Raw genomic sequence first — 25,201 nt, 5'->3', positions numbered from 1 at the left:
TCTCGCGTGCCTACAACGTCGGGTTGTCCGCGTCGTGGGAGCTCGACCTGTTCGGCCGCGTGCAGAGCCTGAAGGACCAGGCACTCGCGCAGTACCTGTCGACGTCGTATGCACGGCAGGCGCAGGAAATCTCGCTTGTGTCTTCGGTGGCTGACCAGTACCTGACGCTGTTGTCGACCGACGACCTGCTGAAGGTCACGGAGGACACGCTGAAGTCCGCTCAGGCGCAGTACGACCTGACCAAGCTGCGGTTCGACAACGGCACGGGCTCCGAGCTCGAGCTGCGTCAGGCGCAGACAGTGGTCGAGCAGGCGCTGTCGAACCAGCAGCAGCAGGCGCGTGCGCGTGCGCAGGCACTGAACATGCTGGTGCAACTGATCGGCGAGCCGCTGCCGGATGATCTGCCGGCAGGCATGCCGCTCGACGCGCAGAACCTGCTGACGGACGTGCCGGCCGGGTTGCCGTCGGATCTGCTGACGCGTCGTCCGGACGTGATGCAGGCCGAGCAGACGCTGCTGGCCGCGAACGCGAACATCGGTGCGGCACGCGCGGCGTTCTTCCCGCGCATCTCGCTGACGGGCGCGTTCGGCACCGGCAGCCCGACGCTGGGCGGCCTGTTCAAGGCCGGCACGGCGGCGTGGTCGTTCGCGCCGCAGATCACGATGCCGATCTTCGAAGGCGGGCAGAACATCGCGAACCTGAACCTCGCGAACGTGCAGAAGCGCATCGAGATCGCGAACTACGAGAAGGCGATCCAGTCGGCATTCCGCGAAGTGGCGGATGGTCTGGCCGCACGCGGCACGTACGACCAGCAGATCGCGGCGCTCGAGCGCAACGAGCACGCACAGCAGCGACGTTTCGACCTGTCGGACCTGCGTTACAAGAACGGCGTCGACAGCTACCTGTCGGTGCTGACCGCGCAGACGGATCTGTACTCGGCACAGCAGACGCTGATCAACGCACGACTGGCGCGCTGGACGAATCTGGTCGACCTGTACCGCGCACTGGGCGGCGGGTGGATCCAGCGAGCCGGCGAGACGCCGCGCGCGCCGGATGCGCCGGTCGACTACGACAAGGCGGCCGCTCCGGCGCCTGCGTCGTCGGCGTCGACGAACGGGTAAGTGAAAGGTCGGGCAGGAGCGGGCAACCGCTTTTGCCTGCCGAACCGGCGAGATGCAAAAACGAAAACGCCACGGATGAAAATCCGTGGCGTTTTCTTATTGCTCGGCTGCTCACATCCGAAGCGATGTTGCGCTATGCCTGCTTTGTCCAAAGCGTGCGGCCGAAGAACGTCAGCGTGCGATCCCATGCCATTTGCGACCACACCGGATCGAACTGCGTGCCCGCGATACGGCCGGGGCCGACGGCCGTTTCGTTCGCGAACGCATGATGCGCGAGATAACGATGGAATTCGAAACCGACCTTCGCGTCGGTCAGCTTCCTCTCGAGCGCATCGACCTGGTCGATCGCGAAGAACGCATCCTGCGTGGCCCAGTGGCCCATCAGCGGCACCTTGAGCTTCGCCGGATCCAGGTAGTCGAGCGGCGGGAAGCCGTACCACGTGACGCCCGCGTCCGCATCGGCGAACTGCAGCGACAGCAGCGTGAGTGCGCCGCCCATGCAGTAACCCGTTACCGCGACACGCGACGCAAGCGTCTTCAGATACGTCACGGCGCCCGGAATGTCCTGCGAGGCCGCGTCGCCGAAATCGAGCCCGGTCATCAGGTGGTGCGCTTCTTCTTCCTCGACCGTCGACTTGCCGCGATACAGGTCGGGCACGAGCGCGAAGTAGCCGCAGCGCGCGAGGCGATCCGCGACGCCGCGGATCTGGTCGTTCAGCCCCCACCATTCCTGGATGACGACGACCGCAGGCGCGCCTTCGGTCTTTGCCGGCGTGGCGAGATAACCCTGCAGTTCCTGGCCGTCCGGGCGTTGAAACGTGATCATGGAACCGGATGTTTGAGACATGAAACCGCTCCTTTTCGAAAAATGCGATGAGTGCGGCATCGGGGCCGGCCTGCGGCGCGGCGACGATCGGGCAAGCCGGGCGTCGTGGTTTCCGCTCGCGTTCGTTTCGGCCGGCGCCGACCACGCGGCCATTCTATGCGCAAACACCGGCTGCCTGCGTGAACGGCACGGCGTTCGGAAGATCGCGTGCGATGGGTGGCGATCCGTGCCCGGAACGGATGACCGAAAAGCAACACCCCGCCCCGTTGGAACGGGAGCGGGGTGTTGTGCGGTGTGCCGCGCGCGTATCGGAATACGCCGGCGCGTGACGGGCGCTTACTGGCCGAAATACACGGAGTCGCGGCCGTCCTGCTTGACCGCGATCGCGCGGCCGGCACGCACACCAGCGGCGGCTTGCGCGCCGTAGCCGGTTTCATCGGCGTTCGTCACACGGGCCTGTGCGGTCTGCAGCGCGCGCGGGTAATACTGATCGGAGACTTCGGGCTTGTAGCCGGCCTGTTCGAGCTGAACGAGTTCCGCGCGCACCTGGGCACGCGTCAGTTGGCCAGACGAATTCGACTGTGCGAATGCGCCGTACGAGGCGGACAGGGCGGTTGCGGCGACGACAGCGTAGATGAACGACTTCATGATGACCTCCGGTTTCATTGATTTCGCGCTTCGCTTGTTGCGTTCAGCGGTTGATTGCATCGTAGCGATCGCGTTACCGGTCGGAAATACGCGTTCCAGCGAATAATTATTGCAACTGGGTAAACGATCTGAGCGGGTGAGGATTTCGTCTGACGATTGCGAGCCTGTCCGGCGCTTGATCTGGACCACGGGCGAGGCCGTCGATGGAGCGATGTCGTCGCTCGGCAAGTGGCCGGACAACGATGAATAAATCGTATTCCGAAGTGTTCGAGTGGGGCTGACGAGATCATCGTTCGTGTCGTATCGCGTGCGTACTGCCGTGTCACTCGGCCAGGACTGCCTGCCGTTTCCGGTATTCGGCAGGTGTGATGCCGACGTGCCGGGTGAAAGACCGCCTGAGCGTATCGACATTCGCGAAGCCGCATTTCGCGGCGACCTGTTTCGGCGTGTCGTGGCCATTCTCGAGCAGGTGGCGGGCTGCCGAAATGCGGGTCGCCTCGACCCATGCGGCAGGCGTCATGCCGACTTCCGCGCGGAACAGCCGCGCGAAGTGGCGCGGGCTCATGCCTGCATGCTTCGCCATCTCCGCCACCGAGTGCTCGAGTTCCGGATTGGCCGCGATCCAGCGCTGGACCTCCTGCAGCACCGAACGCCCGGCGGGGCGCGCCTCGCCCTTGCGGCTGAACTGGAGTTGCCCGCCCGGTCGCTTGAAGAACATGACCAGTTGCGCGGCGACGCGCCGCGCGATCTCGCGGCCGAGATCTTCCTCGACCAGCGCGAGCGCGAGATCGAGCCCGGCCGTCACGCCGGCGCCGGTGCGCAGCTTGCCGTCGCGCACGTACAGTGCATCCGCGTCGACGGCGAGCGACGGATAGGCTTCGGCAAGCGCGTCCGCGGCAGCCCAGTGCGTGGTCAGGTGACGCCCTTTCAGCAGGCCGGTGGCCGCGAGAATGAACGCGCCGGTGCAGATCGAGCCGTAGCGCTTGCTCTGCACGGCCGCCGCTCGCAGCCACGCGAGCACGTCGGTGCGCAGTGCGATCCGGCCGGCGCCCGGCGCGCCGGCGACCAGCAGCGTGTCGATGCGCTCGGGAATGTCGGGAACGATCCAGTCGGGCAGCAGCTGCGCGCCGGACGAACTGCGGATCGGGCCGGACTCGCCCGCAATGATCCGCAACGTATAGAACGGTTTCCCGCATTCGGCGTTCGCTTGCGCGAAGACGTCGAGCGGTGCGGAGACATCGAGCAGTTGAACGCCCGGAACGGCGAAGATTCCCACGACCTTCGGCATGATCGATTGCGTGTTGTTTCTAACGTGACGGGTAGCAGTATAGGGGGGCCAGCGATGCACGGAGTGCGTGGCGGAGCCTGTTTCCGGCGTTCTTCCTGCCGTGCGGGCACCGTGTCCGTCTGTCGCGCAAAATGGCAGGATTTGACGCAATACGTCTATTGAAGCCAGTTATCGGTCTCCGGAGAATCAAGGGTGTTTTCAATGGAGGTCGATCATGACTGAGAACGTTGCAGGCATCACCATTCCCGATAGCCAGCTGACGCGCGAGATCACCGAACTCGTGCGCGATACCGCGTCGCCGCTGCTGTTCCATCATTCCAGCCGCGTTTTCTATTTCGCTGCGCTTGCGGGCCAGCGGCGCGGTCTGAAATACGATCCGGAGTTGCTCTACTGCGGTTGCATGTTTCATGACATGGGGCTCACGCACAAACACAGCAGCGCGTGCGAGCGGTTCGAGGTGGACGGCGCCAACGCCGCCCGCGATTTCCTGACGGGAAAGGGCATCTCGCAGCAGGATATCGATGTCGTATGGACTTCGATCGCACTGCATACCACGCCGGGCATCCCGCAGCACATGCATCCGGTGATCGCGCTCGTGACCGCGGGCGTCGAGATGGACGTGCTGGGCCTGACGTATCCGGAATACAGCGACGTCGAACGCGAGGCCGTCGTCCGTGCACATCCGCGTACGCCGCACTTCAAGGAAGACATCATCCAGGCGTTCTACGACGGGATCTGGCACAAGCCCGACACGACGTTCGGCAACGTGAAGGCCGACGTGCTCGCCGACAAGGATCCGCATTTCCGCGCCGGCAACTTCTGCAGCGTGATCCGGTCGTCCGCGTGGGCGGGCTGATTGTTCACGGTATGGCGCACGACCTCGGCTGCTGATCGGAGATCGTGCGCGCCACGTGAATCGCGATTCGCGCATTATTCAGGAGTGCGATTATGTTGGGCCCGTCGAACGATCGAAAGCTGATCGGAGCGAACGGCGCGCCGGTCGAAGATGACGTCAACATCCAGACGGTCGGCCCGCGCGGCCCCGCGCCGTTGCAGGACGTCTGGCTGATCGCGAAGTGATTCCGGAGCGGCGCGCGCGTGCGAATGAATCCGATGCGTACGGCGTGTGGTGTGGCACAAGGTATTCGCCGATACACAAGGGCGAAAACCTTCACGGCAATCGGCTGGCGGTGGTGGTGGCGCGTTTTCCGACGTTCACCGGTGAACTTGGTGTGGCCGACTCTGTTGGTCAGCACCACGCGTCGGGTTTTCGGGGAGTCGCGGAACATCCTCCACGACAAGTCGGCAACTGTGTGAAGGCCGGATCGACATACGGTGTGGACATCACGGCGACATCGGGGCGGCTTGTGGTGTCGTCGAAGCAAGCCGGGCGGGCGGTACGGCGACACGGCATCGCTGCATCACCAGCGGAAAGGTAGCTGTTTATGGGGGCGCGATTCGTTGCGATGCCGGATTTTCGACCCATACGAGTGTTTCGATGGCGCCCACACCTCACGACATCTCCGACAGCCCGGGTGTCGATGTGTGCACGACACTGTTCGACGATGCCTGCAAGGGGGAGGCCGAATGGCCGACGAGGTCTCGCACCGGGTGTTCATGACCGACGACGGGAAACGTGCGGTATGGGAACGCATCCGGCGCGAGGCGCGGCGATGTGTTTCCGTCGTGACGAACGGTGAATTGCCAGGAGCGGCGTTCCGAGTGCCAGGGACCGGGGGCCGCGCTTGACGAAATCTCCGCGTCCTTGGTGAACCTCCCGGCCTTGTCAGGAAGAATGGGCGGCGGAGTGGGAGTGGATGAAATCAGTAAAGATGTTGTTACGTGACAACCACGTGATATTTCTCGGACTTTATATACTGAACAAATGCCTCCCATCACCCTGGCGAATCTTCGATTCGCCCCCCCAGTAACGTGCCTCCAGCCAGGTGGGTCATGTTCGCGCCCGCCTTTGCAGACGCCCTGACCTCCACCACAGCCACACTCTCCATCCACCTTCCGCCAGTTTCCGGCAAAACGCCTATAATGATTGGGCAAATTGCCTGGAGAAATCATGAGCACCATTGCTTTTCATCCTTCGGGCGTCGCGCATCCGCGTCAGGCCGAATTCACGATTCTCGAACAACTGCTGGCGATCCGAGTCCGATCGGGGGCCGATCTTGCCGAGCTGGCGAGCGCGCGCGTCGACGTCTCGGTGATCGACCGGCTGTCCGAGCGCGGGCTGAAATCGGACGAACTGGCCTTCATCATTCCGCGCCGCACGCTGAGCCATCGTCGCCAGGCGCACGAACGCCTGTCGCCCGAGGAATCCGACAAGGCGATCCGTCTCGCGCGCATCGTCGCGCAGGCGACGGCCACGTTCGGCGACCAGGACAAGGCGATGGCGTGGCTGCGCAACGGGCTCCAGCGCTTCGGCGGCCGCACGTCGCTCGACATGGCGAGCACCGAGCATGGTGCGCGGCTCGTCGAGGAAGCCCTCACGCAGATCGACGAGGGGTATTTCGCTTGACGACGCTGTGGCGGATCAGCAATTTCGCCGACCTGAAAGGCATCGGCGGGTTGCGCGCCGGCGGGCGCTGGCACTTCGCCGGGCAGCCCGTCGTGTATCTCGCCGAGCATCCGGCGCTCGCGCTGCTCGAGACGCTCGTTCATTTCGAGATCGCCACGGTCGCGCAATTGCCGAGCGGGTACCAGTTGCTTCGCATCGAGGTAGCCAATTCGGTCGATATCGCCGAAATCGCGGAGGGCGACGCGCCGGACGACTGGCGATCCAACGTCGACTGGACCCGCAGCGCCGGTACCGAGTGGCTGCACACACAGCCGAGCGCGCTGCTGCGCGTGCCGAGCGTCGTCGTGCCGCACGCGCACAACTTCCTGCTGAATCCACTGCATCCGGCTGCTTCCGAGGCCCGTATTGCCGAAGTGATGCAATCACCATACGACACCCGGATTCTGCGGCTGGTCCAGTCGAAGCCGGGTGAATAGGGAACCGGACACACGGAGCCTGCGCCGAACGCAGGTTCAGCGCTCGTGTGCGGCGCGATCCGCTGCCGCATCGGGCGGTAGCGTCTGCCGGATGCGCGTGACCGTTCGCGTACTGACGAGACCGAGCATTGCACTGACGTCGGCATGAGCATGACCGGCAAGCAACTGGCGGCGTGCAACCGTATTGCGCAGCACGCGCGGGCTCATGTCCGCCGCGTGGAAGCCGATCGCGCTCAGCGCGTCGCGCACCACGAGCAGCAGGAACATGTCGTTCATCGCGCCACCGCCGCGCGGTGCGGGAAACAGCAACGCGGATGCCGGCGCGTCGGCCGAGCGCGCACGCCATGCGGCGAGCGGCGCCAGTGCAAATTCGGCGAGCGCGATCCGGCGCGCCGGCCGCGCCCGATCGCGCGGCACGGATAGCGCCGGCGGCCGCGCGTCGAGATCGAGCGTGTCGTGCGTCGTCGCACGTATCTCCGCCGAAGTGATGCCGCTCGCGAGCAGCAGCGCGACGATCGCGCGATTCCGGCAATCGGCCGGCGTGTCGTCCGGTCGAGGCTGCACGTGGTGCTGAAGCGCCGCGTCGGCATCGGGCGGCAGGTAGCACGGCTCGGGCTCGCCGTCCGGCCATGCGAGATCACGCGTCGTCCGGCCGGCCGGATGAATCGTGCGCACGCCGGCCTCGACCAGATGCCGGCCCAGCCGGTCGATCAGCTTCGCGTAGCGCACGCGAGTCGACGTGCCGGGCGCACAGGTGTGCTCGAGTTCCGCCAGGAAGGCCGCGACGTGATCGGGCCCGAACGTGGCCAGCGACACGCGGTGCGCGATCAGATGACGCAAGAACCGTTCGAACATCGCGACGTGCTGCACGACCGAACGCGGCGCGAACGGCCGGCGGTCGGCACCGGTCGCGGCGGTTTCCTGCCATGCCCGGAAGGCGCCGACGGGGTCGTGGGTCCAGCGATTCGTGTCCATGCACGATTTATAGCCGGAACGCGGAGGCTCCGGCAATCGGTCAGATGGCCAGTCCGACGCGGTGTGTCAGTGCGCGGGACGTGCGTCGACGATGCAGTCGTTGTGCAGGGCCCACGCAAGCGAGCAGCCGCGTGTTGAAGAAACGGAGTGCGTCCGGTACCCAGTTCCATCGCGTCGGGGCCCGCATCCGAATCATCCGTGGCTGACCGACATGAGCCCGGCCTGTCGTGTGAGGAAGCCGGGTGTCGGGCCGGCAATCGCAAACGAACCGGCTGCTCGGCGTGCGATGTCGCTGGCACGCGGCACCGCGCAACGTCACGAGCCGGCACCATCAACCGTCGCGCGAAGGCGAAGAAGCCGCAACCGCTGTCGTGCTTGCCTGTCCACTGAGCCGCGCAAATGCGGCGAACGCCAGTTGTGTCGCGATGGCCGCGAGCGTGCCGGCTGCCATGCCGTTGCCGAGCACGATCTGCACGGGTGAGCTGAAATGGCGATACAGGTTCGGTACCAGGATCGGTGCAAGGCCGACGACGAGCGCGGCCGCGAGCGTGTACTGGTTGGCGCGCGCGTGCAGGTCGACGCCGGTGAGCAGCCGGATGCCCATCACGCCGATCATCGCGAACACGACGAGCGCGGTGCCGCCGACCACCGCGGCAGGTATCGCATACGCGAGCCGCGCGAGCGGCGCGAACAGCGCGATGACGATCAGGATCGCGCCGGCCGCGGCCGTCACGTAGCGCGAGCGCACGACGGTTGTCTGCACGACGCCAATATTCTCGGCGCTGGTCACGATCAGCGGCGTGCCGAACAGCGCGCCGGCGAGCGACGCCAGCCCATCGCCGCGTATCGTCTTCGGCACGTCGCGCGACAGCGAGATCGGCTTGCCGCACGTTTCGCCGACGGCGACGGTCTGTGCGGTGGCCTCGGCCATCGAGATCGCGGTGAAGATCAGCAGCGGCAGCGCGGCCAGCACGTCGAAGCGCGGCATCCCGAACGGCAGCCATACCGGATGCGTGAACAGCGGGCCGCGCCACACGTCGGCGAGCGCCGGCATCGCATCGAGCGCCCAGCCGAGCGTTGCGCCGGACGTCAGGCCGATCAGCACCGCGAGGCGCCCGAGCGTGCCGCGGAACGCACCCGCAACGACGACCGTGGCGACGATCGTCGCCAGCGCGAGACCGAGCGCGCGCGGCTGCGCGAAGTCGGCCGAACCGGGCTGGCCGACGACGATCGTCGCGTAGATCCGGATCAGGTTGATCGACACGAGCAGCAGCATCGCGCCGACGACGATGCGCGGAAAGAGCCGCAGGCAACGCGTGAAGATGGGCAGCAGCACCCAATAGAACGCGCTGGCGAGCAGCGCCGCGCCGGCGGCGGTCGGCAGCCCCGATTGCGCGGCAATGCCGGCGAACAGCATCGTCGGTGCGCCGCCGGGCACCATCACGAACGGCATGCGCGCGCCGATCGGGCCGGCGCCGAGCGATTGCAGCAGCGTGCCGATCCCGCAGGCGAAGAAGGTCGCGCCGATCAGCTGGACCGTCAGGTCCGCAGGCAGCGCGAGCACTTTTGCGATCAGGAACACGGCCGTGATCGGGGACGCGGCCATCGACAGCACGTGCTGCAGCCCGAACAGCGCGAGCTGCCACGCGGGCAGCCGTGCGTCGACGGGCGTTGGGATCGGATCGTGCGACACGGCAGGCCCCTCGGAAGCGAACGGCGACGAGCGCCGGAAACCGGCGGTGAACGGCAAGGTCAGGCCCGCAGCCAGGGCAGTTGCGCGGCGCTGTATCGGAACGTCTGGAACACGCTGTTGAGCTGGCCAGGCCCGGTCTTGCGCGCGGCTTCGTCCGGGTATTCGGCGAACCACGGAATCACGTATTCCCAGACGACCTCGCCGGCGGGCGTCACTTCGAACAGGCGGCCTGTCGACGATTCGGTGACGTGCGTGTTGCCGTTCGGCAAGCGCTGCGCGTTGCCCATGAACGGCGTGTAGAACAGGTTCACGACGTCGTCCGCATACGACCACACGACGCGCTGCGTCGCCGGATCGATCTCGACGACGCGCGAGAACACGACGTGCGCGCCGTGGCGGAAATTGCCGTTGTCGAACGCGAGGATGTTGCCGTTCGCGAGCGGCACCGGCGCGTGCTGGTGCGACACGACGTCGGGCCCGATCCGCAGGTCGACGCGGCCGGTTTCGCGGTTCACGCCGATGATGCCCGACGTCGTGCGCAGGCTCATCAGCACGCGGCCGTTCGCGTCGACCGCGAGGCCGTTGACGAGCGGCCAGTGATAGCGCCCGAAGCCTGCCGCGATCGGGAAATCCTCGGGTCGCAGGTGTTCGCGCGCACGCCATTCCCACACGATCTCTCCGGCCCGGTTCACTTCGCGGATCACGTCCGCATACATCACTTCGTCGTCGCCGTGCGGCGTGCCGCCCGGCACGCGCCGCGCGAACGCGGCGTCGACCGGTTCGCACGCGGCGTACAGCAGGTTGCCGTTCGGCAGCCACTGCGCGTCGTGATGATGCGAGGGGTCCTCATAGCGCCATACCGTTTCGCCTTGCGGCGTGACTTCGTAGAAGTCGCCGCCATGCCACATCGACCACGGCGCATAGCGCGATTCGGAGTGCGGATGATTGCCGTTGTAGCCGAGGTTGCCGTTCGCGAGGATGACCGCGTGGCGGCCGGGGCGCACGGGCATCTTCCACTGATGCGCGACTTCACCGTCGATGCCGACGAGATAGACGTTGCCGTCGGCCGTCTGCGGCGCGATGAGCGTATAGCCGCCCGCGGACAGCGCGGGATCGTGGGCGATGAGGCCGACGCCACGGCGGCGCTGGGTAATCTGGTCGACGGTTGTCACTGCACGCTCCATTCGAATCGGACACGGGGATGCAGCGCAATCTAGACGATCCGGGCGATCGGTAAAATCGGATTATTCTTGACGGCCTGTTCGGAAAAAACTAACGGATCACTCATGCGTTCGATATCGCAGGCATTCCGCTGTTTCGACGAAGTCGCGCGACGCGGCTCGATTCGCAAGGCGGCCGACGCGCTGCACCTGACCGCCGCGGCGGTGCACCAGCAGATCCGCAATCTCGAGGAGCAGGTCGGCGTGCCGCTGTTCGACCGGCTGCCGCGCGGCATGCAGCTGACGCTTGCTGGCGAGATCGTGATCGCGGCCGTGCGGCGCGGTCAGCGCGACTTCGACAACGCGCTCACGCAGGTCGAGGACCTGCGCGCGCTGCGGCGTGGCCACGTGAACCTGGCGGTGCCCGCATCGACCGCGGAAAAGCTCGTGCCAGACGCGATCCTCGCCGCGATGCAGCGCTATCCGGGCGTCACGTACAGCGTGCGCTCGGGAAACGGCGAAAGCATCGTGCGCTGGGTCGAGACGGGCGAGGCCGACATCGGCTACGCGTTGCGCCGGCGCACGTCGGCGGGCGTCGTCGAGGTGCGGGCGTTTGCCCAGCCGCTGGGTGTCGTCACGGCGCCCGGCCATCCGCTCGCGGCGTCAGGCGGCAAGGTGCGGATGCGCGACTGCTTCGCGTATCCGCTGATCCTGATGACACCCGACACGGAACTGCGTGCGATGTTCGACCAATTCGATGCACGGCAGCCGCGCAGCGTGCGGCCGCTGGTCGAGACGGGTTCGGTGCCGATGGTGCGGCGCCTCGCGGCCGAAGGCGCGGGCGTCGGCTTCCTGATCGCCGAGAACGTCGTGGACGACGTGGCTGCCGGCCGGCTCGCGTGGACGCCGCTTGCCGATGCGGGCGCGCGCTCGTTCAGCTGCATCTACCAACGGGCAGACATGAGCGCGACTGTCGCCATGACGATGTTCCTCGAGTTCTTCTCCGATGCGATCGAAGCGATGGAACACGGTTTCGCGCAGGACGGCCGGACGGCCGGCAAGCGCCGCCGGGCAGCGCGATAACGACAGCGGCCACGCGAGCGCATCGCACTGCGATGCAGTGCAACACGCGTACCCGCGCGCGTGCGGTCGTGACGTTGTGCGTGCAACGTCCGGCGGCATTACGTCATTCCCTTATTGCGGAAAAAAATTTGTTCATGGGACTATCGAACGCGTTGTCGGCGCACCGAGGGGAGCGCAGGCAGCGTGATGTCCCTCGCAATGACTGACAAGAACATCGGCAGACAATGAACAGAACAGCGATCTTTCCGTATGCGTCCGCGTTGCTCGCGGCCGCCATGATGACGGCCTGCGGCGGCAACGACATCGAAACCGACGCGGGCGCCACGACGACACCCACGGCCGACACGAGTTGTCTCGCAATCGACAACAGCGGCTCGACTGTCGTGGTCGGGTCGAACCAGCCGGGCGACCCGTCACTGCCGGAGGCGTCGTCCGGTTATCGCACCGGGATGAAGCCCGTTTATGCGAAAACGTATCTGGTCGCCACGTCGAACGCCTACGCGAGCGCGGCCGGTTGCGCGGTGCTGAAGAAAGGCGGCACGGCCGCCGACGCGGCGGTCGCCGTGCAGGCCGTGCTCGGGCTGACCGTGCCCGAAGCGACGGGCCTCGGCTCGGGCGGTGTGCTGCTCTACTACGATGCGCGGGGCAAGACGCTGCAGGCGTATGACGGCCGGGAAACCGCGCCGGCCGCCGCGACGGAAAACTACCTGCGCTATGTCGACGATGCGACCGACCACTCCGCGCCGCTGCCGAATGCGCGTGCGAGCGGCCGCTCGATCGGCACGATCGGTGTGCCGAGGCTCATCGAGGCGCTGCAGCAGGATCACGGCCGGCTGCCATGGCAGAACCTGTTCGGCGATGCGATCACGCTCGCGACCAACGGCTTCCCGATCGGTGGCCGGCTCGCCGACGCGATCGCGGCGAACGCCGCGAACCTGAAGCGCGACCCCGAGGCCGCCGCGTATTTCCTGAACGCTGACGGTTCGCCGAAGACGCTCGGCACCGTGCTGAAGAATCCGGCGTATGCGCGCACGCTGACGCTGATGGCGCAGTCGGGTGCGAACGCGCTGTACACGGGGCAGATCGCGCAGGACATCGTCGCGAAGATCGCCACGACGAAGGGCGCCGATGGCTCGACGCTCACGCCGGGCAAGACGACCGTCGCGGATCTGGCCGCCTACCAGGCGAAGCGCCGCGACCCGGTGTGCACGACCTATCGCAGCTACTGGGTGTGCGGGATGCCGCCGCCGTCGTCGGGCGGCATCGCGGTCGCGTCGGCACTCGGCATTCTCGAGAACTACGACCTGAAATCGCTGAAGCCGACGGCGATCGATCTCGAAGGCGGCAAGCCGACCGTCGCGGGCGTGCACCTGATCACCGAGGCCGAGCGGCTCGCGTATGCCGACCGCGACAAGTACGTGGCCGACACGGATTTCGTGCCGCTGCCGGGCGGCACGTGGAATACGCTGCTGAACAAGCCGTACCTGAAATCGCGCGCGGCGCTGATCGACCCGGCCAAGAGCATGGGGACCGCGCAGCCGGGCAATCTCGGTGCGGTGCCGCTCGGGGTCGACACGACGTTGATCGAGCACGGCACGAACCAGTTCACGATCGTCGACGGCGACGGCAACGTGCTGAGCGCGACGACCACGGTCGAGTCGAGCATGGGTTCGTTCCACATGACCAACGGCTTCCTGCTGAACAACCAGTTGACCGATTTTTCCGCGAACCCGGTCGACAGTTCGGGCAATCCGGTGGCCAACCGCCTGCAGCCGGGCAAGCGTCCGCGCAGCTCGATGGCGCCGACGATCGTGTTCGGTCAGGCCGCGGACGGCTCGCGCGGGGACTTCGTGATGGCGACCGGTTCACCGGGCGGCGGCACGATTCCGCAATACGTGGTCAAGACGCTCGTCGGCGCGCTCGACTGGGGGCTCGACGCGCAGCAGTCCGCGGGGCTCGTGGACTTCGGCGCGAGCAACAGCCCGACGACCACGATCGGCGGCGAGCATCCGAACGTCAACACGGCGAACAACGGGGCGAACGATCCGCTGATCACGGGGCTGCTCGCGCTCGGGCACAAGGTGTCGACGTCCGCGCAGGCGAGCGGCGTCAACACGGTGATGCGCGTGACGGTCGGCCAGTCGCCCGCGTTGCAGGGCGGCACCGATCCGCGGCGTGAAGGCGTCGTGCTCGGCGATACGTTCCGGCCATAATCGGGCGGTACGCGCGCGGCCCCGATGTGCCCGTATTGGCCGATGGGCGATCGGGGCCGTGCATCGTGAAGGAGCCGCAATGATGCATGCGCATCTGCTTGAAATGGACGCCATCCTGTCGGCGCCGGGCTTTTTCGATTTCCTCGCCGACCTGGATTGCGACCGCGCGCTGGACAGTCGCGACGCCGAGCCGTTCGACGCGCAGTGGATGGCGTCGTTCGACGAAATCGACGGTGATCCAGGCGCAGCGCTCGACCGGCCGGCCGTGGATGCGCTGAGGGAAAAGGCGTTCAAGCTCGCGTTCGGCGCGTCGGGGCATGCCGGCGTGCGTGTCCGACGACATCGAGCTGATCGCGAGGAGCCGGTTGTCAGGCCGTACCGACGGCTGGCCGACGAGCGTCCTTTGGAATGCTTATAGAAGCGGCCGGTTTCCCTGCTAGCCGTTTCCGGTCGCTTCCGGCCGTTTTGCCTGTCTGGTTCCGATCCGTGCGATCGGCCTCGGCTCCGTCGCGGAATGCGCCGCGCGACACGCCTCCAGCTTTTCCTCGTCCGCCGGACTACACCGTCCCGATCCCGTTGCAATCGCCCGATTGTCAAACTGTGTGAATCAATCGTCAGCATTTGCAACCGAAGTAACAGTCCCCGCAAATCAATCGTTTTGCACGATCGCGCCGCTACATTAGCTCCACCTGCCGCACGTCGCGGCGAGGCATGCGACAAGCCGCACGAAGGCGGCCCGCAGCAACAACGTCTTTGGGGAGAATGACCATGAACAAGATCCGTACGATTCTGGTGGGTGCTGCACTGACGGCAGTGGCGACTTCGGCTGCGTTCGCACAGACGGCGCAAACCGGCGCCCAGGGTTCCGCCGGTGTCGGCGCGCAGGTTCAGACGCCGCTGCTCGGCGGTGGCGTGGGTGTGCAGGCCGGCGCCGGCGCGAACGCGGCAGGCTCGGGTTCGGGCGCGGGTAACGTCGTCGGCGGCGCGCTGAACGGCGTCGGCAAGACGGTCGGCGGCGTGGGCTCGGCGGCCGGCAACGCGGTGGGCGGTGCGACGCATGCGGTCGGTTCGGCAGCGGGCACGGCGAAGGATGCCGCCGCATCGGCCGTCCACTCGACGAAATCGCACGTGAAGCATGTCGCGGGCACGGCGAAGAACCACGCGCAAGGCGCGGTGTCGACGGCAGGCGAAGTCGCCGGCGGCGCGAAGGCGAAGGCCGGTGAGGCGCTCGAAGGTGCGACGAACGCGGTGCAGGGCGGCGCATCGGTCGGTGTGAAAGGTTCGGCGTCCGCGCAAGGCGGCGCGCTGTAAGCGTCACGCTTCCCGTCAAGGCCCGGCCCGCTTCGATGCGGGCCGGGCTTTTCTATTGGCGCGCGCGGCGCGCCGTTCAACGCATCCTCGATACGGGGATGCGTCGACGTTCGCCACCGATCCGGCGCGCGACCCGTATGCACGCCTTTGCCTGGGGCCGCCGGCACGTGCCCGCAACGGGCGGTGTGCGCGCCCCCTGCCCATTGCCCGCCCGCCATGCTTAAATAGCGGGGCTCCCGATCGCCGGGCCGCCGGGATCGCGGTGCCGGCCGACACGGGCCAGCATGTCCGATCGACATCGTGACGACAGACGACACCAAAACGCCGTTCCGGCCAGTCCGGCGCGGCCCGATAACATTCCGAGGCCTCACGTCATGACCATCCTGTTCCGTCTTCTCGCGCTCGCCTGCGCGCTCTGGCTGGCCGCCTGCGCAGCGCCGCCCCCGCCGTCCGCCAGCACCGGCGCGTCCGCCGCCGCGCCGGATGCCAGCGAACGCCGCGGGCTCGGCACCGCATGGGGCGAGTCGGTGCGATCCGAAACCCGCCAGGTCGATTTCGAACGCGCGGATCCAACGAAGCCGACGGATCTCGCGTCGGTCTATTACAACGATGCGTTGCCCGGACATCCGCCCGCGTCCCAGGTACGCCGGTTGCCGACCCGCGTCGCGCTCGCCAACGGCGACATCGCGCTGTCGTTTACGGACGAAAATGGGGCGCCGCTGCGTCTTGCGCGCAGCAACGGCCGCTGGCACATGGCGGGCATCGAAGGTTCGCGCTACATGATCGTGCTGCGCAACCAGGGGCGCCGTACGTTCGAAGTCGTGTCGACCGTCGACGGGCTCGACGTGCTGTCGGGGCGGCCGGGCAGCTACACGAATGGCGGTTACGTGCTGTATCCGGGCCGCACGCTGACGATCGAGGGCTTCCGCAAGAGCCGCGACGAAGTCGCCGCGTTCCGCTTCGCGGCGGTGCCCGACAGCTACGTCGCGAACTCGAAGTACGGCGATTCGGCAAACGTCGGCGTGATCGGCGTCGCGCTGTTCGCGCAGAAGGAGAATGAAGAGGAAGCGCTGCGCCGCAACGCGAATCCGTTCCCCGGCAATGACAACGGCTATGCTCCGCCGCCGGTGCCGCGCGGCGAGTGACGTTGCGTCGTGGATCGGCCGCGCGCGTCGCGGCGAACGATGCGCGCGCGGCGATCCTGGGTCGCCGCGGCCCGAGCGGCATGCCGGCGCATGCGACGGACTTCACGACGATCCTGCGCGATTCTTGCGGCCACGGATCGGCCCGATGAGATCGTCGATTGCATTGAAGCTCGCGGCGCTGGCGCTGCTGGCCTCGAATGCTGCCGTTGCATTCGCCGAAACGCCGGCACCGGAATCGGTGCGGCTCGCCAACGGTCACGAGATCGAATGGGCGAGCCCGAGGCTGTTCGAGGTCGATGCGGCCCGCCACACGAAATCGGCACTGATCGTGCCGGCTGCGCTGCGCCGTGCATTGGCCGAGGCATCGAGCGTTGCGTTCCCGTCGGGCCGTTCGAAGCGGATCGACGGCAACGACTATCTGCTGGTCGTCGTCAATCGCTCGTCGAGCAGCCGTCCGACCGGATATTGCGGCGCGGGCGAAGAAGGGTCGCTATACGTGCTGGAACTGCGCGGCACCCGTGCGGTGCCACGTTTCTCGCTGCCGGTCCAAAGCTGTCTCGATTCCGTTTCTCTCGAAACCGACGGTGGAACTCAGTCGCCTTACCTGGCGATCGCGTGGCGCGACGATCCGGCCGCCATCGACATCCGGTGGGAATATGTCGCGCATGGCGGCGCGCTGCATCGCGTTTATCGTTTCGTGAACGGCACATTTGTCGAGACCGAGGTACCGCAGTAACACGGTCATCCCGTGGCACGATGGCGATGCGAATTCGCATCGCGTGCTTTCCTCCCTTCCGGCTCCACGGAGAGCGTCATGTCGTTACCCGCTTTCAGGTACCATCCCGACCCGCTGGCAACGGGCAGCGTGATCCGCTCCGACGCGCGCTGCGTGTGTTGCGGCGATGCACGTGGTTACGTCTACGCCGGCCCCGTGTATGCGGTCGACGAGTATGAGAATTGCATCTGCCCATGGTGCATCGCCGACGGTTCGGCACACGCGCGGCTCGGCGCAACCTTCACCGACACGGACGGCATCGGCGGCGGCGAATGGGACGAAGTGCCCGACGCGGTCGTCAGCGAAATCACTTGTCGCACGCCGGGCTTTCAGGGTTGGCAGCAGGAGCGGTGGTGGACGCATTGCGGCGATGCCGCGCAGTTCATCGGCCGTGCCGGTGCCGGAGAACTGCGCGCGCTCGGCCCGCAGGCAATCGCGTCGATTCGGGAATCGACCGGACTCGACGAGGGCGCGGAGTGGGAGCATTTCCTTGCCGCACTCGACAAGGACGGTTCACCGACCGCATATATGTTCCGCTGTATCCGTTGCGGCGAACCCGGCGGCTACCAGGATTGCGACTGATGGCCTGGCTCACGGCATCGCGCGGCGATCGCCGGCTTTATCGTCATGAAACAGAGGAATCTTCGTGAAGTTCATCCACGCGGCAGACATACACCTTGACAGCCCGTTGCACGGCCTGAGCGCGTATCCCGACGCGCCGGCCGCGCAGTTGCGCAACGCGTCGCGCGAGGCGCTGCGGCAACTCGTGGATCGTGCGATCGAAGTGGAAGTCGCGTTCCTCGTGATTGCCGGCGACCTGTACGACGGCGACTGGAAGGATCACAACACGGGCATCTTCTTTGGCCAGCAGATGGGGCGCCTGCGCAAGGCCGGCATCCGTGCGTTCGTCCTCGGCGGCAACCACGATGCCGAAAGCGAGATGACGAAGAAGCTGACGCTGCCCGACAACGTCACGGTGTTCGGCCACCGCAAGGCGGAAACCCACAAGCTGCCTGAATTCGAAGTCGCGCTGCACGGGCAGAGCTTCAAGGACAAGGCCGTCGTCGACAATCTCGCGATCGGCTATCCGGACCCGGTTCCCGGTTACTACAACATCGGCGTGCTGCACACGGCGCTCGAAGGCTATGCGGCGCACGCGAACTATGCGCCGTGCACGCTGGCCGAACTCCACGCGAAAGGCTACGACTACTGGGCGCTCGGCCACGTGCACGAATTCCAGCAATGGTCGGGGCCGTCCACCGTGGTGTTTCCCGGCAACCTGCAGGGGCGCCACATCCGCGAGACGGGCCGCCGCGGCGCGGTGCTCGTGACGGTCGAGCAAGGCCGCACGCAGGTCGAGCGTCTGTATCTCGACGTGCTGCGCTGGGAAGCCGTGTCGGTCGACGCGTCCGATTGCCTGACCGTCGTCGACCTGTCGAGAAAGATCGGCCAGTCGCTGGAAGCGCTGCTGACCGTCGACGGCCATGTGCCGCGCGCGGTGCGCGTGACGGTTGCGGGGCGTACGCCCGCCCACGGCCTCTTTTTCGGCCGCGCGCCGCAGTTGCGCGCGGAGGTGCTGAACCAGATCGGCATCATCGGCAACGAGCGGCTGTGGCTCGAGAAGGTCCGGCTCGCGACGTCCGCGGCCGATCATCAGCCGGGCGAAAGCGAGCAGCTCGAAGCGCTCGAGGACCTGAAGCAGATCCTGGCCGACGCCGCGCGCGATCCGGATTTCCTCGAGTTGCTCGAACGCGACCTGAAGCCGTTCGTCGGCAAGGTGCGCAGCGACGTGAAGGAAGAGGTGCCGTTGTTGGCGATGGCACGCGCGGGCGAGTTCACGGCACTCGTCGAGCAGGTCGGGCCCGCATTGCTTGCGCGGCTGGCGAGGGGGGAGTAAGCGATGCGGATCAATCAGCTCGATCTGATCAAGTACGGCAAGTTCACCGACGAGACGTTGCGTTTCCCGTCGGCCGGCGAGGATTTCCATGTGATCGTGGGGCCGAACGAGGCCGGCAAGTCGACGATCCGCACGGCCGTGTCGGAACTGCTGTTCGGGATGAAGCTGCAGACGCCCCTCGATTTCCTGCACAGCACACCGGAACTGCGGATCGGCGGCGTGCTGGAGAGCGGCACGGGCGAACTCGCGTTCCACCGCGCCCGTGGGCGCAGTCCGCTGCGCACGCCCGCCGACGACAGGTTGCCCGACGATTACCTGGCCGCCGTTCTCGACGGCGCCACGCGCGAGTTCTTCGAGCAGATGTTCGGGCTCGATCACGGGCGTCTGGTCGCCGGCGGCCGGAGCATTCTCGACGCATCCGACAAGCTCGGCCAGGTGCTGTTCGAATCGGCCGCCGGCGTCGGCAGTCTCGGGCCGGTGCGCGAGGAGCTCGATGCGCGTGCGGTCGAGCTGTGGGCGCCGCGTCGCAGCGGCAGCGCGTTTGCGCTCGCCGAAACGTCGTTCAACGAAGCCGTGACCGAACTGAAGACGGTTCAGGTGCGCACGCGCGACTGGGTCGAACGCAAGGACGCGCGCGAAGCGGTCGAACAGGAGATCGAGCAGGCGCGCGCGGAACAGCGCCGGCTCGAAGCGCTGCGCTCGAAGCTCGAGCGCGTGCGACGGCTGGCGCCGTACCTCAAGGAGCTGACGGTCAAGGACGCGGCGCTCGCGGAACTGGGCGCGGTCGTCGAGTTGCCGCCCACCGTGTATGCGGATCTGTTGAAGGCGCAGGGCGATCTCGCGGCCGAACAGAAGGTGCTCGAGGAACGGCGTGCCGACCTGCTCGCGAAACGGCAGGCGCGCGATGCGATCGACGCCGACGCTGACACGCTGGCGCTCGAAGCCGACATCGAGGCGCTCGATCGGCTGCGCGGCGCGTGCATGAATCACGCGCAGGATCTGCTGTTGCTGGGTGCGGACGTCGAGCGGCACCTGTCCGCCGCGTTCGCCGCGGCCGCCCAGCTCGACTGGCCGACGGACGAAGCGTCGCTGCGTGCGTCGCTGCCGACGGCGCTGTCGCTGAAGACCGTGGCCAACCTGTTGCGCGAACACGGCGCGCTGCACCAGGCGCTGGCCGGCGCGCGCGAATCGCTCGACGAACGCACGCGCGAGCTTGCACAGGTGCGGGAACAACAGGCGCGCCTGTCGACCGTCGATGTGCCGGAAACGCTGCGCGCGGCGCTGGCCGATGCGCAGGGCTTTCGCAACAGCGGCCAGCGCGAGCAGGCGCTCGAACAGGAAATCGCTGCTGCCGAACGCGCACTGTCCGGCGCACTCGATGCGCTCGGCCGGTGGCGCATGCCGGTCGACACGCTGCGCGCGCTCGACGTGCCGTCGGTGGCACGGCTCGGTGCGCTGCTGAAGGAAGACAGCGAACGCGCGAGCGCGGCCGCTGCCGCACGCGACGCACGGGACGGCGCGCTCGAAGAGCTCGAGCGGCTTGAACTGCAGGAGAAGCACTTCGCGGAGAACCACAAGGTCGTCACGACCGCCGACGTGCTGGCAGCGCGTGCGCGGCGCGACGGCGCGTGGGGCGATATCCGCAGCGGCGCGACCGATCTCGCGACGGGCGCGCCCGCGCTCGACGATGCGATTCGCCTTGCGGACGAACTCGTCGACGCGCAGTTGGGCGCGACGCAGGCAGCGGCGACGTTGCAGTCGCTGCGTCAGCAGGTCGAATCCGCGCGTGCGGGCGTGGCGCGCAGGCAGGCCACGCTGGACGAGCGCGAGCGTGAGCTCGGCGTGCATCGCGACGCATGGGCCGCGCTCGCGACGACGGCCGCGGTGCCCGGCATGCCGCTGGCGGCGATGGGCGACTGGCTGGCGAAGCGCGACACGGTGTTCGCCGCGCAGGCCGATCTCGATCGCCAGCGCAGCGAATTCGACACGATTCGCGCCGCGCGGGCCAGTGCCGAAGCCGCGTTGCGCACGGCGCTGCGTACCGTGTCGCGAGGTGGCGAGTCGGATGGTCTGGCGGCACTCGTCGCGACCGCCGAGGCCTTCGTACAGTCGGCCGAGAAAGCGCTCGCGCAGCAGGACAGTCTCGAGGAGCGCGCGCGGGAAGTCGAACGCGGATGCGCGACGGCGCAATCGCGGGCCGGCCACGCGCAGGCGGCCTACGACGCGTGGCACGCGCAATGGCGCGTTGCGCTGGCCGACGCGAAGCTTTCCACGAGCGCGGCGACGCTGGCCGCGGCGGAAGGTGCGCTCGCGCTTGCCAACGCCGTGACGGCCGAACTGGCCGATGCCGACGCGCCGCGCAACCGCATCGTCGCGATCCGTGCGGAACTGGCCGCGCTCGAGGCGGGCGCACGGCGGCTTGCCTCGGCGCTCGCGCCGGAATGGCTGACGAGCGGCGACTGGCCGGACGTCGCGCGCCGACTGACGATGCGCCTCGCCGCCGCCAGGGAAATCGCGCGTGCGATCGATCGGGCCGACGAGGCCGTGCGGCAGGCCGACGGCAAGGTCGCGGATGCCGCCGCCGCGGTGGCCGGTGCCGAGGCACGCGTCCAGCCGCTGCTGCAACTGGCCGGTGTCGTGTCGATCGATGCCGCGCTGCCGCTGGCCGAACGCTCGGACCGGCAGCGCCAGCTCCGGCAGGCGGTCGATGCCGCGCACGAGGCACTGGTGCGCGACGGCGACGGCCTGTCCCGCTCCGCCGTCGAAGCCGAGGTCGCGGAGCAGGACATCGCCGACGTACCAGCGTACCTCGAAGCGGTGAAGCAATCGCTCGGCGATGTCGGCAAGCGGCTCAACGAGCTTTCACAGCAGCAGGTCGTGGCCGATCAGGCGTTCGGCGCGATCGACGGCCAGGCGAGCGCGGCCGTTGCCGAGTCGAAACGGCAGGAAGCGCTGGCGGCGATGGGCGATGCAGCCGAACAGTACCTGGAAGCGGCCACCGCAAGCCGGTTGCTGAAGTGGGCGACGGATCGCTATCGCGACCAGAAGCAGGGGCCGATGCTCAGGCGCGCGGGCGAAATCTTTGCCGGGCTCACGCTCGGCGAATTCTCGCGGCTGACCGTCGATACCGAACGGACGCCGCCCGCCCTGTATGCACGGCGGACGAAGGGCGCATCGGTCGAGGTTGCCGGGTTGAGCGAAGGCACGCGTGACCAGTTGTTTCTCGCGCTGCGGATCGCGGCACTGGAACTGCAGCTCGGCAGCCGGACCGCGCTGCCGTTCGTGGCCGACGATCTGTTCATCAACTTCGACGACGCGCGCGCGAAGGCCGGCCTCGACGCGCTGCGCGATCTGTCGACGCGAACCCAGGTGCTGTTCCTGACGCACCACGACCACCTGCTGCCGCTCGTGCGGGACGTATTCGGTGCGCAGGTCAACGTGGTCGAGCTGCAGCGCGCGCCGGTGAGCGCGTGATGCGGGGTGTGCCGGGATGCCGGCGCACGGGCGCGGTCATCGCGTGCAGGTAGTATGTGCGGTTCCGAAATGCGCGCGGCCGGTTCTGCCGGTCGCGGGTCTGGCCATACGAGGGGGGAATATGAAAAAGCTGGTAGCTGCCATCGCGTTCGCGGCGGACAAGCATCGCAATCAGCGGCGCAAGGACGAAGAAGCGTCGCCGTACATCAATCATCCGATCGCGCTCGCCGACGTGCTGGCCAACGAGGCCGGCGTCGAGGACGAGCGGGTGATCGTCGCGGCCGTGCTGCACGACACGGTCGAGGATACGGAGACGACCGAGCAGGAGCTGCTGCGGCTGTTCGGCAAGGACGTGGCGGACATCGTGATGGAAGTCACCGACGACAAGTCGTTGCCGAAGGAAGAGCGCAAGCGCCTGCAGGTCGAGCATGCGGCGACCATCAGCCGGCGCGCGAAGCTCGTGAAGCTGGCCGACAAGATCTGCAACCTGCGCGACATCGCACGGCATCCGCCCGCGGACTGGCCGCTCGAGCGCAAGCAGGCGTACTTCGACTGGGCGAAGTCGGTCGTCGACCCGATGCGCGGCGTGCATCCCGGTCTCGAAGCGATCTTCGACGCCGCCTACGACGCACGGCCGGCGGACTGAGGCGCCCGCATGCGATCGGCCCGATCCGCTGGATCCGCGCGGCAATCGCTGGCCGTGGCGGGTGTCGATGTGGGTGGCGAAAAGAAGCAATGCGATCTCGTGATCCTGCGCGGACCAACGGTCGTTTGCCGCGAGGAACGGATCGCGCCCGAGGCGGTGCCTGCGCTGTGTCTCGCCCATGACGTCGTGGCCGTCGGTGTCGACGCACCGAGCGTGTGGTGGACGGGGAGCGGGCGCCGGGCGGCGGAACAGGCGCTCGCGCGCAAACGGATCTCATGCTTTCCGACGCCGTCACGGGAGCAGGCAGTCGCGAGCACGTCAGGCTTCTTCGACTGGATGTTCACGGGAGAGCGTGTCTACCGCGCACTCGCGGACGCCTATCCGCTGCTGACCGGCGCGCGCTATGCGGGCGGGCGGGCGAGCTTCGAAACCTATCCTTATGCGATCACCTGCGCAATGCTGGGCAAGACTGTTGCGTCGGCGAAGCAGAAACGCAACCAGCGCCGGCAGTTGCTGGAGCGACTGGGGATCGATGTGTCGACGCTGAAGTCCGTCGATGCGCGAGACGCGACCCTGTGCGCGTTGACCGCGCAATACGTCATCGACGGGAATGCGCACGCGTATGGCGATACGGAGGGCGGATATATCCGCGTGCCGATCGTGAACGAGACGATCGCTCTCGACTCACCGTAGTCGTGTCGCGCGGCCCGGGCGAGGCGCGTAACAAAAAGGTGAGCTTTTTCGGGAGGGGCGCGGCCGGTGTGCCGGCGAAGGTGTCAGGCTGCGATTGCCGGCCGGCAAGCATCGGAATGGCTGGCGCACACGGCGTTAGGCCGGTGCGCTACGCGATCCCGGGCTGCGTTATTCAATCCTCGAGGATGGCTTTCGGCACGCTGGACAGGTCGCAGGCTTGCGCCTGTTCGAAGTAGCCTTCGGCGTCGTCGATCATCACGACTGCGACGTCGATCAGTTCGTCGAGCCGTTGCAGCAGCGATTCGCGCCACTCGATGTCTTCGTCACGCTCGGGCGTCTTGTCCAACTGCTCGATGATCGAGTCGGCAGTCTGCAGGAAGGGAATCGCCTGTTGATAATTTTCGATCGAGACCATTGCCGCGTTGCGCGCGCCGACGAGCCGCTCGCGGTGCTCGTCTGCCAGTTCGGATTCACCACTGATTCGCGGCAATACATCCGAGATGCGTTGCAGAAGCGGCGGAGCCTGTTCTTCCAGGATGATGGCGCGCTCGCGGAGCGCTGCATATTCGTCGCGAAGGTCGGCGTCGCCGGATTGAGTCGTGCTGTCCATCGTGGATATGAGTGCGTGGTTCGGTCGCGGCATGATACTCGACAGCACCGGATTCCTTGCCCGTTCCGCGTCCGTATATATAGAGGGACGTGAGGCATACGTCACACCAATAGAGGGTTGATCGCGTGGCGACGCGTGGCTCGTCGTAACGCCAGCCCCCGTGCGCGCCAGCGCACGAGGGCTTTTCAAAATATTTTCACAAAGGGCTTGCGTGGATGAGGGCGGGTGCTTAGAATCACGCCTCTTTCGCGCTAACGGAAACGCGGCGCGGAAGGGGAAGCGGAGCTGGTGGTGTGCTGCAGTCTTGGGCGCGCGGCTGGCCTGGAAGTTGAACCCCGCAGTCGCAACGATGTAGTGTAAAAAGTTGTTGACGAGCTGCGAAACACGGTTCATAATCTCGCTTCTCTGCTGCTGAAAACGCAGCGCTGCTGAGAAACACGAAGTTCCTCGCAGATTGCTCTTTAAAAATTAACAGCCGATAAGTGTGGGCGCTTGATGGAAGCGAGCTGATCCTCGGATCAGATAGCGAAAGTATCAAGAGTCTCACACTAAAGTAAGTCAGGTTTATGAAGTGATTCATATTCCTGTCAGCTTTGAGTGAGCGACCGGTTCTTAACTGAACCGAAAACAGTAACAGGTT

At 66.7% G+C, this 25,201-nt stretch carries 23 protein-coding genes and 1 pseudogene; 17 read left to right on the top strand and 7 right to left on the bottom strand.

The window, feature by feature from the left end; translation table 11 throughout:
* Positions 1–1,121, top strand: a 1,121-nt coding sequence (locus L810_RS29905; RefSeq protein WP_042976738.1) for an efflux transporter outer membrane subunit, incomplete at its 5' end; no start/stop codon positions are given.
* A gap of 133 nt (positions 1,122–1,254) precedes the next feature.
* Here the strand turns inward: L810_RS29905 and L810_RS29900 are convergent.
* From L810_RS29900 to L810_RS29890, 3 genes are all read right to left on the bottom strand, one after another.
* On the bottom strand, positions 1,255–1,968 hold the full coding sequence (locus L810_RS29900) for a dienelactone hydrolase family protein (RefSeq protein ID WP_042976735.1): 714 nt from the start codon (positions 1,966–1,968) through the stop codon (positions 1,255–1,257).
* A gap of 315 nt (positions 1,969–2,283) precedes the next feature.
* A complete protein-coding gene (locus L810_RS29895; RefSeq protein ID WP_042976736.1) occupies positions 2,284–2,595 on the bottom strand; it encodes a DUF4148 domain-containing protein in 312 nt (103 codons plus the stop codon).
* Between the two features lie 322 nt (positions 2,596–2,917).
* Positions 2,918–3,883: a GlxA family transcriptional regulator gene (locus L810_RS29890; protein ID WP_042976733.1), complete on the bottom strand. Its 966-nt coding sequence runs from the start codon at positions 3,881–3,883 to the stop codon at positions 2,918–2,920.
* 214 nt (positions 3,884–4,097) lie between these two features.
* Between L810_RS29890 and L810_RS29885 the strand changes: the two genes are divergently transcribed.
* The 5 genes and pseudogenes from L810_RS29885 (at position 4,098) to L810_RS29875 (ending at position 6,886) form a co-directional block, all read left to right on the top strand.
* Positions 4,098–4,739 carry an HD domain-containing protein gene (locus tag L810_RS29885; RefSeq protein WP_021161982.1) on the top strand — a complete coding sequence of 214 codons (642 nt, stop codon included), beginning with the start codon at positions 4,098–4,100 and terminating at the stop codon, positions 4,737–4,739.
* A gap of 92 nt (positions 4,740–4,831) precedes the next feature.
* Entirely contained in the window at positions 4,832–4,963 is a 132-nt protein-coding gene (locus L810_RS49315; RefSeq protein ID WP_162175300.1) for a catalase, read from the top strand.
* A 418-nt stretch (positions 4,964–5,381) separates the two neighbouring features.
* Positions 5,382–5,583 (top strand): annotated as a pseudogene (locus L810_RS49310) (DUF1289 domain-containing protein).
* Between the two features lie 371 nt (positions 5,584–5,954).
* Positions 5,955–6,410, top strand: coding sequence for a type II RES/Xre toxin-antitoxin system antitoxin (gene parS, locus L810_RS29880; protein WP_006480981.1), 456 nt, complete (start codon positions 5,955–5,957; stop codon positions 6,408–6,410).
* Positions 6,407–6,886: an RES family NAD+ phosphorylase gene (locus tag L810_RS29875; RefSeq protein WP_021161980.1), complete on the top strand. Its 480-nt coding sequence runs from the start codon at positions 6,407–6,409 to the stop codon at positions 6,884–6,886. Before parS ends, L810_RS29875 begins: the two co-directional genes overlap by 4 nt.
* Positions 6,887–6,922: 36 nt before the next feature.
* Here L810_RS29875 and L810_RS29870 read toward each other — a convergent pair whose 3' ends face one another.
* From L810_RS29870 to L810_RS29860, 3 genes are all read right to left on the bottom strand, one after another.
* Positions 6,923–7,861, bottom strand: a complete 939-nt coding sequence (locus L810_RS29870) for a tyrosine-type recombinase/integrase (RefSeq protein WP_042976729.1) — start codon at positions 7,859–7,861, stop codon at positions 6,923–6,925.
* 331 nt (positions 7,862–8,192) lie between these two features.
* Complete coding sequence (locus L810_RS29865) at positions 8,193–9,554, bottom strand: uracil-xanthine permease family protein (RefSeq protein WP_021161977.1); 1,362 nt, start codon at positions 9,552–9,554, stop codon at positions 8,193–8,195.
* 59 nt (positions 9,555–9,613) lie between these two features.
* Entirely contained in the window at positions 9,614–10,738 is a 1,125-nt protein-coding gene (locus L810_RS29860) for an aryl-sulfate sulfotransferase (protein ID WP_042976728.1), read from the bottom strand.
* A gap of 102 nt (positions 10,739–10,840) precedes the next feature.
* Between L810_RS29860 and L810_RS29855 the strand changes: the two genes are divergently transcribed.
* The 11 genes from L810_RS29855 (at position 10,841) to L810_RS29805 (ending at position 23,951) form a co-directional block, all read left to right on the top strand.
* Positions 10,841–11,797: a LysR family transcriptional regulator gene (locus L810_RS29855; protein ID WP_021161975.1), complete on the top strand. Its 957-nt coding sequence runs from the start codon at positions 10,841–10,843 to the stop codon at positions 11,795–11,797.
* Between the two features lie 224 nt (positions 11,798–12,021).
* Complete coding sequence (locus L810_RS29850) at positions 12,022–14,010, top strand: gamma-glutamyltransferase family protein (RefSeq protein ID WP_021161974.1); 1,989 nt, start codon at positions 12,022–12,024, stop codon at positions 14,008–14,010.
* A 79-nt stretch (positions 14,011–14,089) separates the two neighbouring features.
* On the top strand, positions 14,090–14,428 hold the full coding sequence (locus L810_RS29845) for a hypothetical protein (protein WP_257009004.1): 339 nt from the start codon (positions 14,090–14,092) through the stop codon (positions 14,426–14,428).
* Positions 14,429–14,778: 350 nt separating this feature from the next.
* Positions 14,779–15,321, top strand: coding sequence for a hypothetical protein (locus L810_RS29840; RefSeq protein WP_021161973.1), 543 nt, complete (start codon positions 14,779–14,781; stop codon positions 15,319–15,321).
* 374 nt (positions 15,322–15,695) lie between these two features.
* Positions 15,696–16,466: a hypothetical protein gene (locus L810_RS29835; RefSeq protein WP_021161972.1), complete on the top strand. Its 771-nt coding sequence runs from the start codon at positions 15,696–15,698 to the stop codon at positions 16,464–16,466.
* Positions 16,467–16,611: 145 nt separating this feature from the next.
* Positions 16,612–17,202 carry a hypothetical protein gene (locus L810_RS29830; protein ID WP_021161970.1) on the top strand — a complete coding sequence of 197 codons (591 nt, stop codon included), beginning with the start codon at positions 16,612–16,614 and terminating at the stop codon, positions 17,200–17,202.
* Positions 17,203–17,280: 78 nt separating this feature from the next.
* On the top strand, positions 17,281–17,823 hold the full coding sequence (locus tag L810_RS29825; protein ID WP_042976725.1) for a CbrC family protein: 543 nt from the start codon (positions 17,281–17,283) through the stop codon (positions 17,821–17,823).
* Between the two features lie 64 nt (positions 17,824–17,887).
* Positions 17,888–19,138, top strand: a complete 1,251-nt coding sequence (locus tag L810_RS29820; RefSeq protein WP_021161968.1) for a metallophosphoesterase family protein — start codon at positions 17,888–17,890, stop codon at positions 19,136–19,138.
* Positions 19,139–19,141: 3 nt separating this feature from the next.
* On the top strand, positions 19,142–22,612 hold the full coding sequence (locus L810_RS29815) for an ATP-binding protein (protein ID WP_021161967.1): 3,471 nt from the start codon (positions 19,142–19,144) through the stop codon (positions 22,610–22,612).
* A gap of 121 nt (positions 22,613–22,733) precedes the next feature.
* On the top strand, positions 22,734–23,258 hold the full coding sequence (locus L810_RS29810) for an HD domain-containing protein (RefSeq protein ID WP_021161966.1): 525 nt from the start codon (positions 22,734–22,736) through the stop codon (positions 23,256–23,258).
* A gap of 9 nt (positions 23,259–23,267) precedes the next feature.
* Positions 23,268–23,951, top strand: coding sequence for a DUF429 domain-containing protein (locus tag L810_RS29805; protein ID WP_021161965.1), 684 nt, complete (start codon positions 23,268–23,270; stop codon positions 23,949–23,951).
* Positions 23,952–24,123: 172 nt separating this feature from the next.
* Here the strand turns inward: L810_RS29805 and L810_RS29800 are convergent, their stop codons facing one another.
* Positions 24,124–24,561, bottom strand: a complete 438-nt coding sequence (locus L810_RS29800; RefSeq protein WP_165582009.1) for an ATPase — start codon at positions 24,559–24,561, stop codon at positions 24,124–24,126.
* Positions 24,562–25,201 lie beyond the last annotated feature (640 nt).

This window comes from Burkholderia sp. AU4i, from assembly GCF_000466765.1.
Lineage (GTDB): Bacteria > Pseudomonadota > Gammaproteobacteria > Burkholderiales > Burkholderiaceae > Burkholderia > Burkholderia cepacia.
This window is presented reverse-complemented; position numbering and strand designations above follow the sequence as displayed.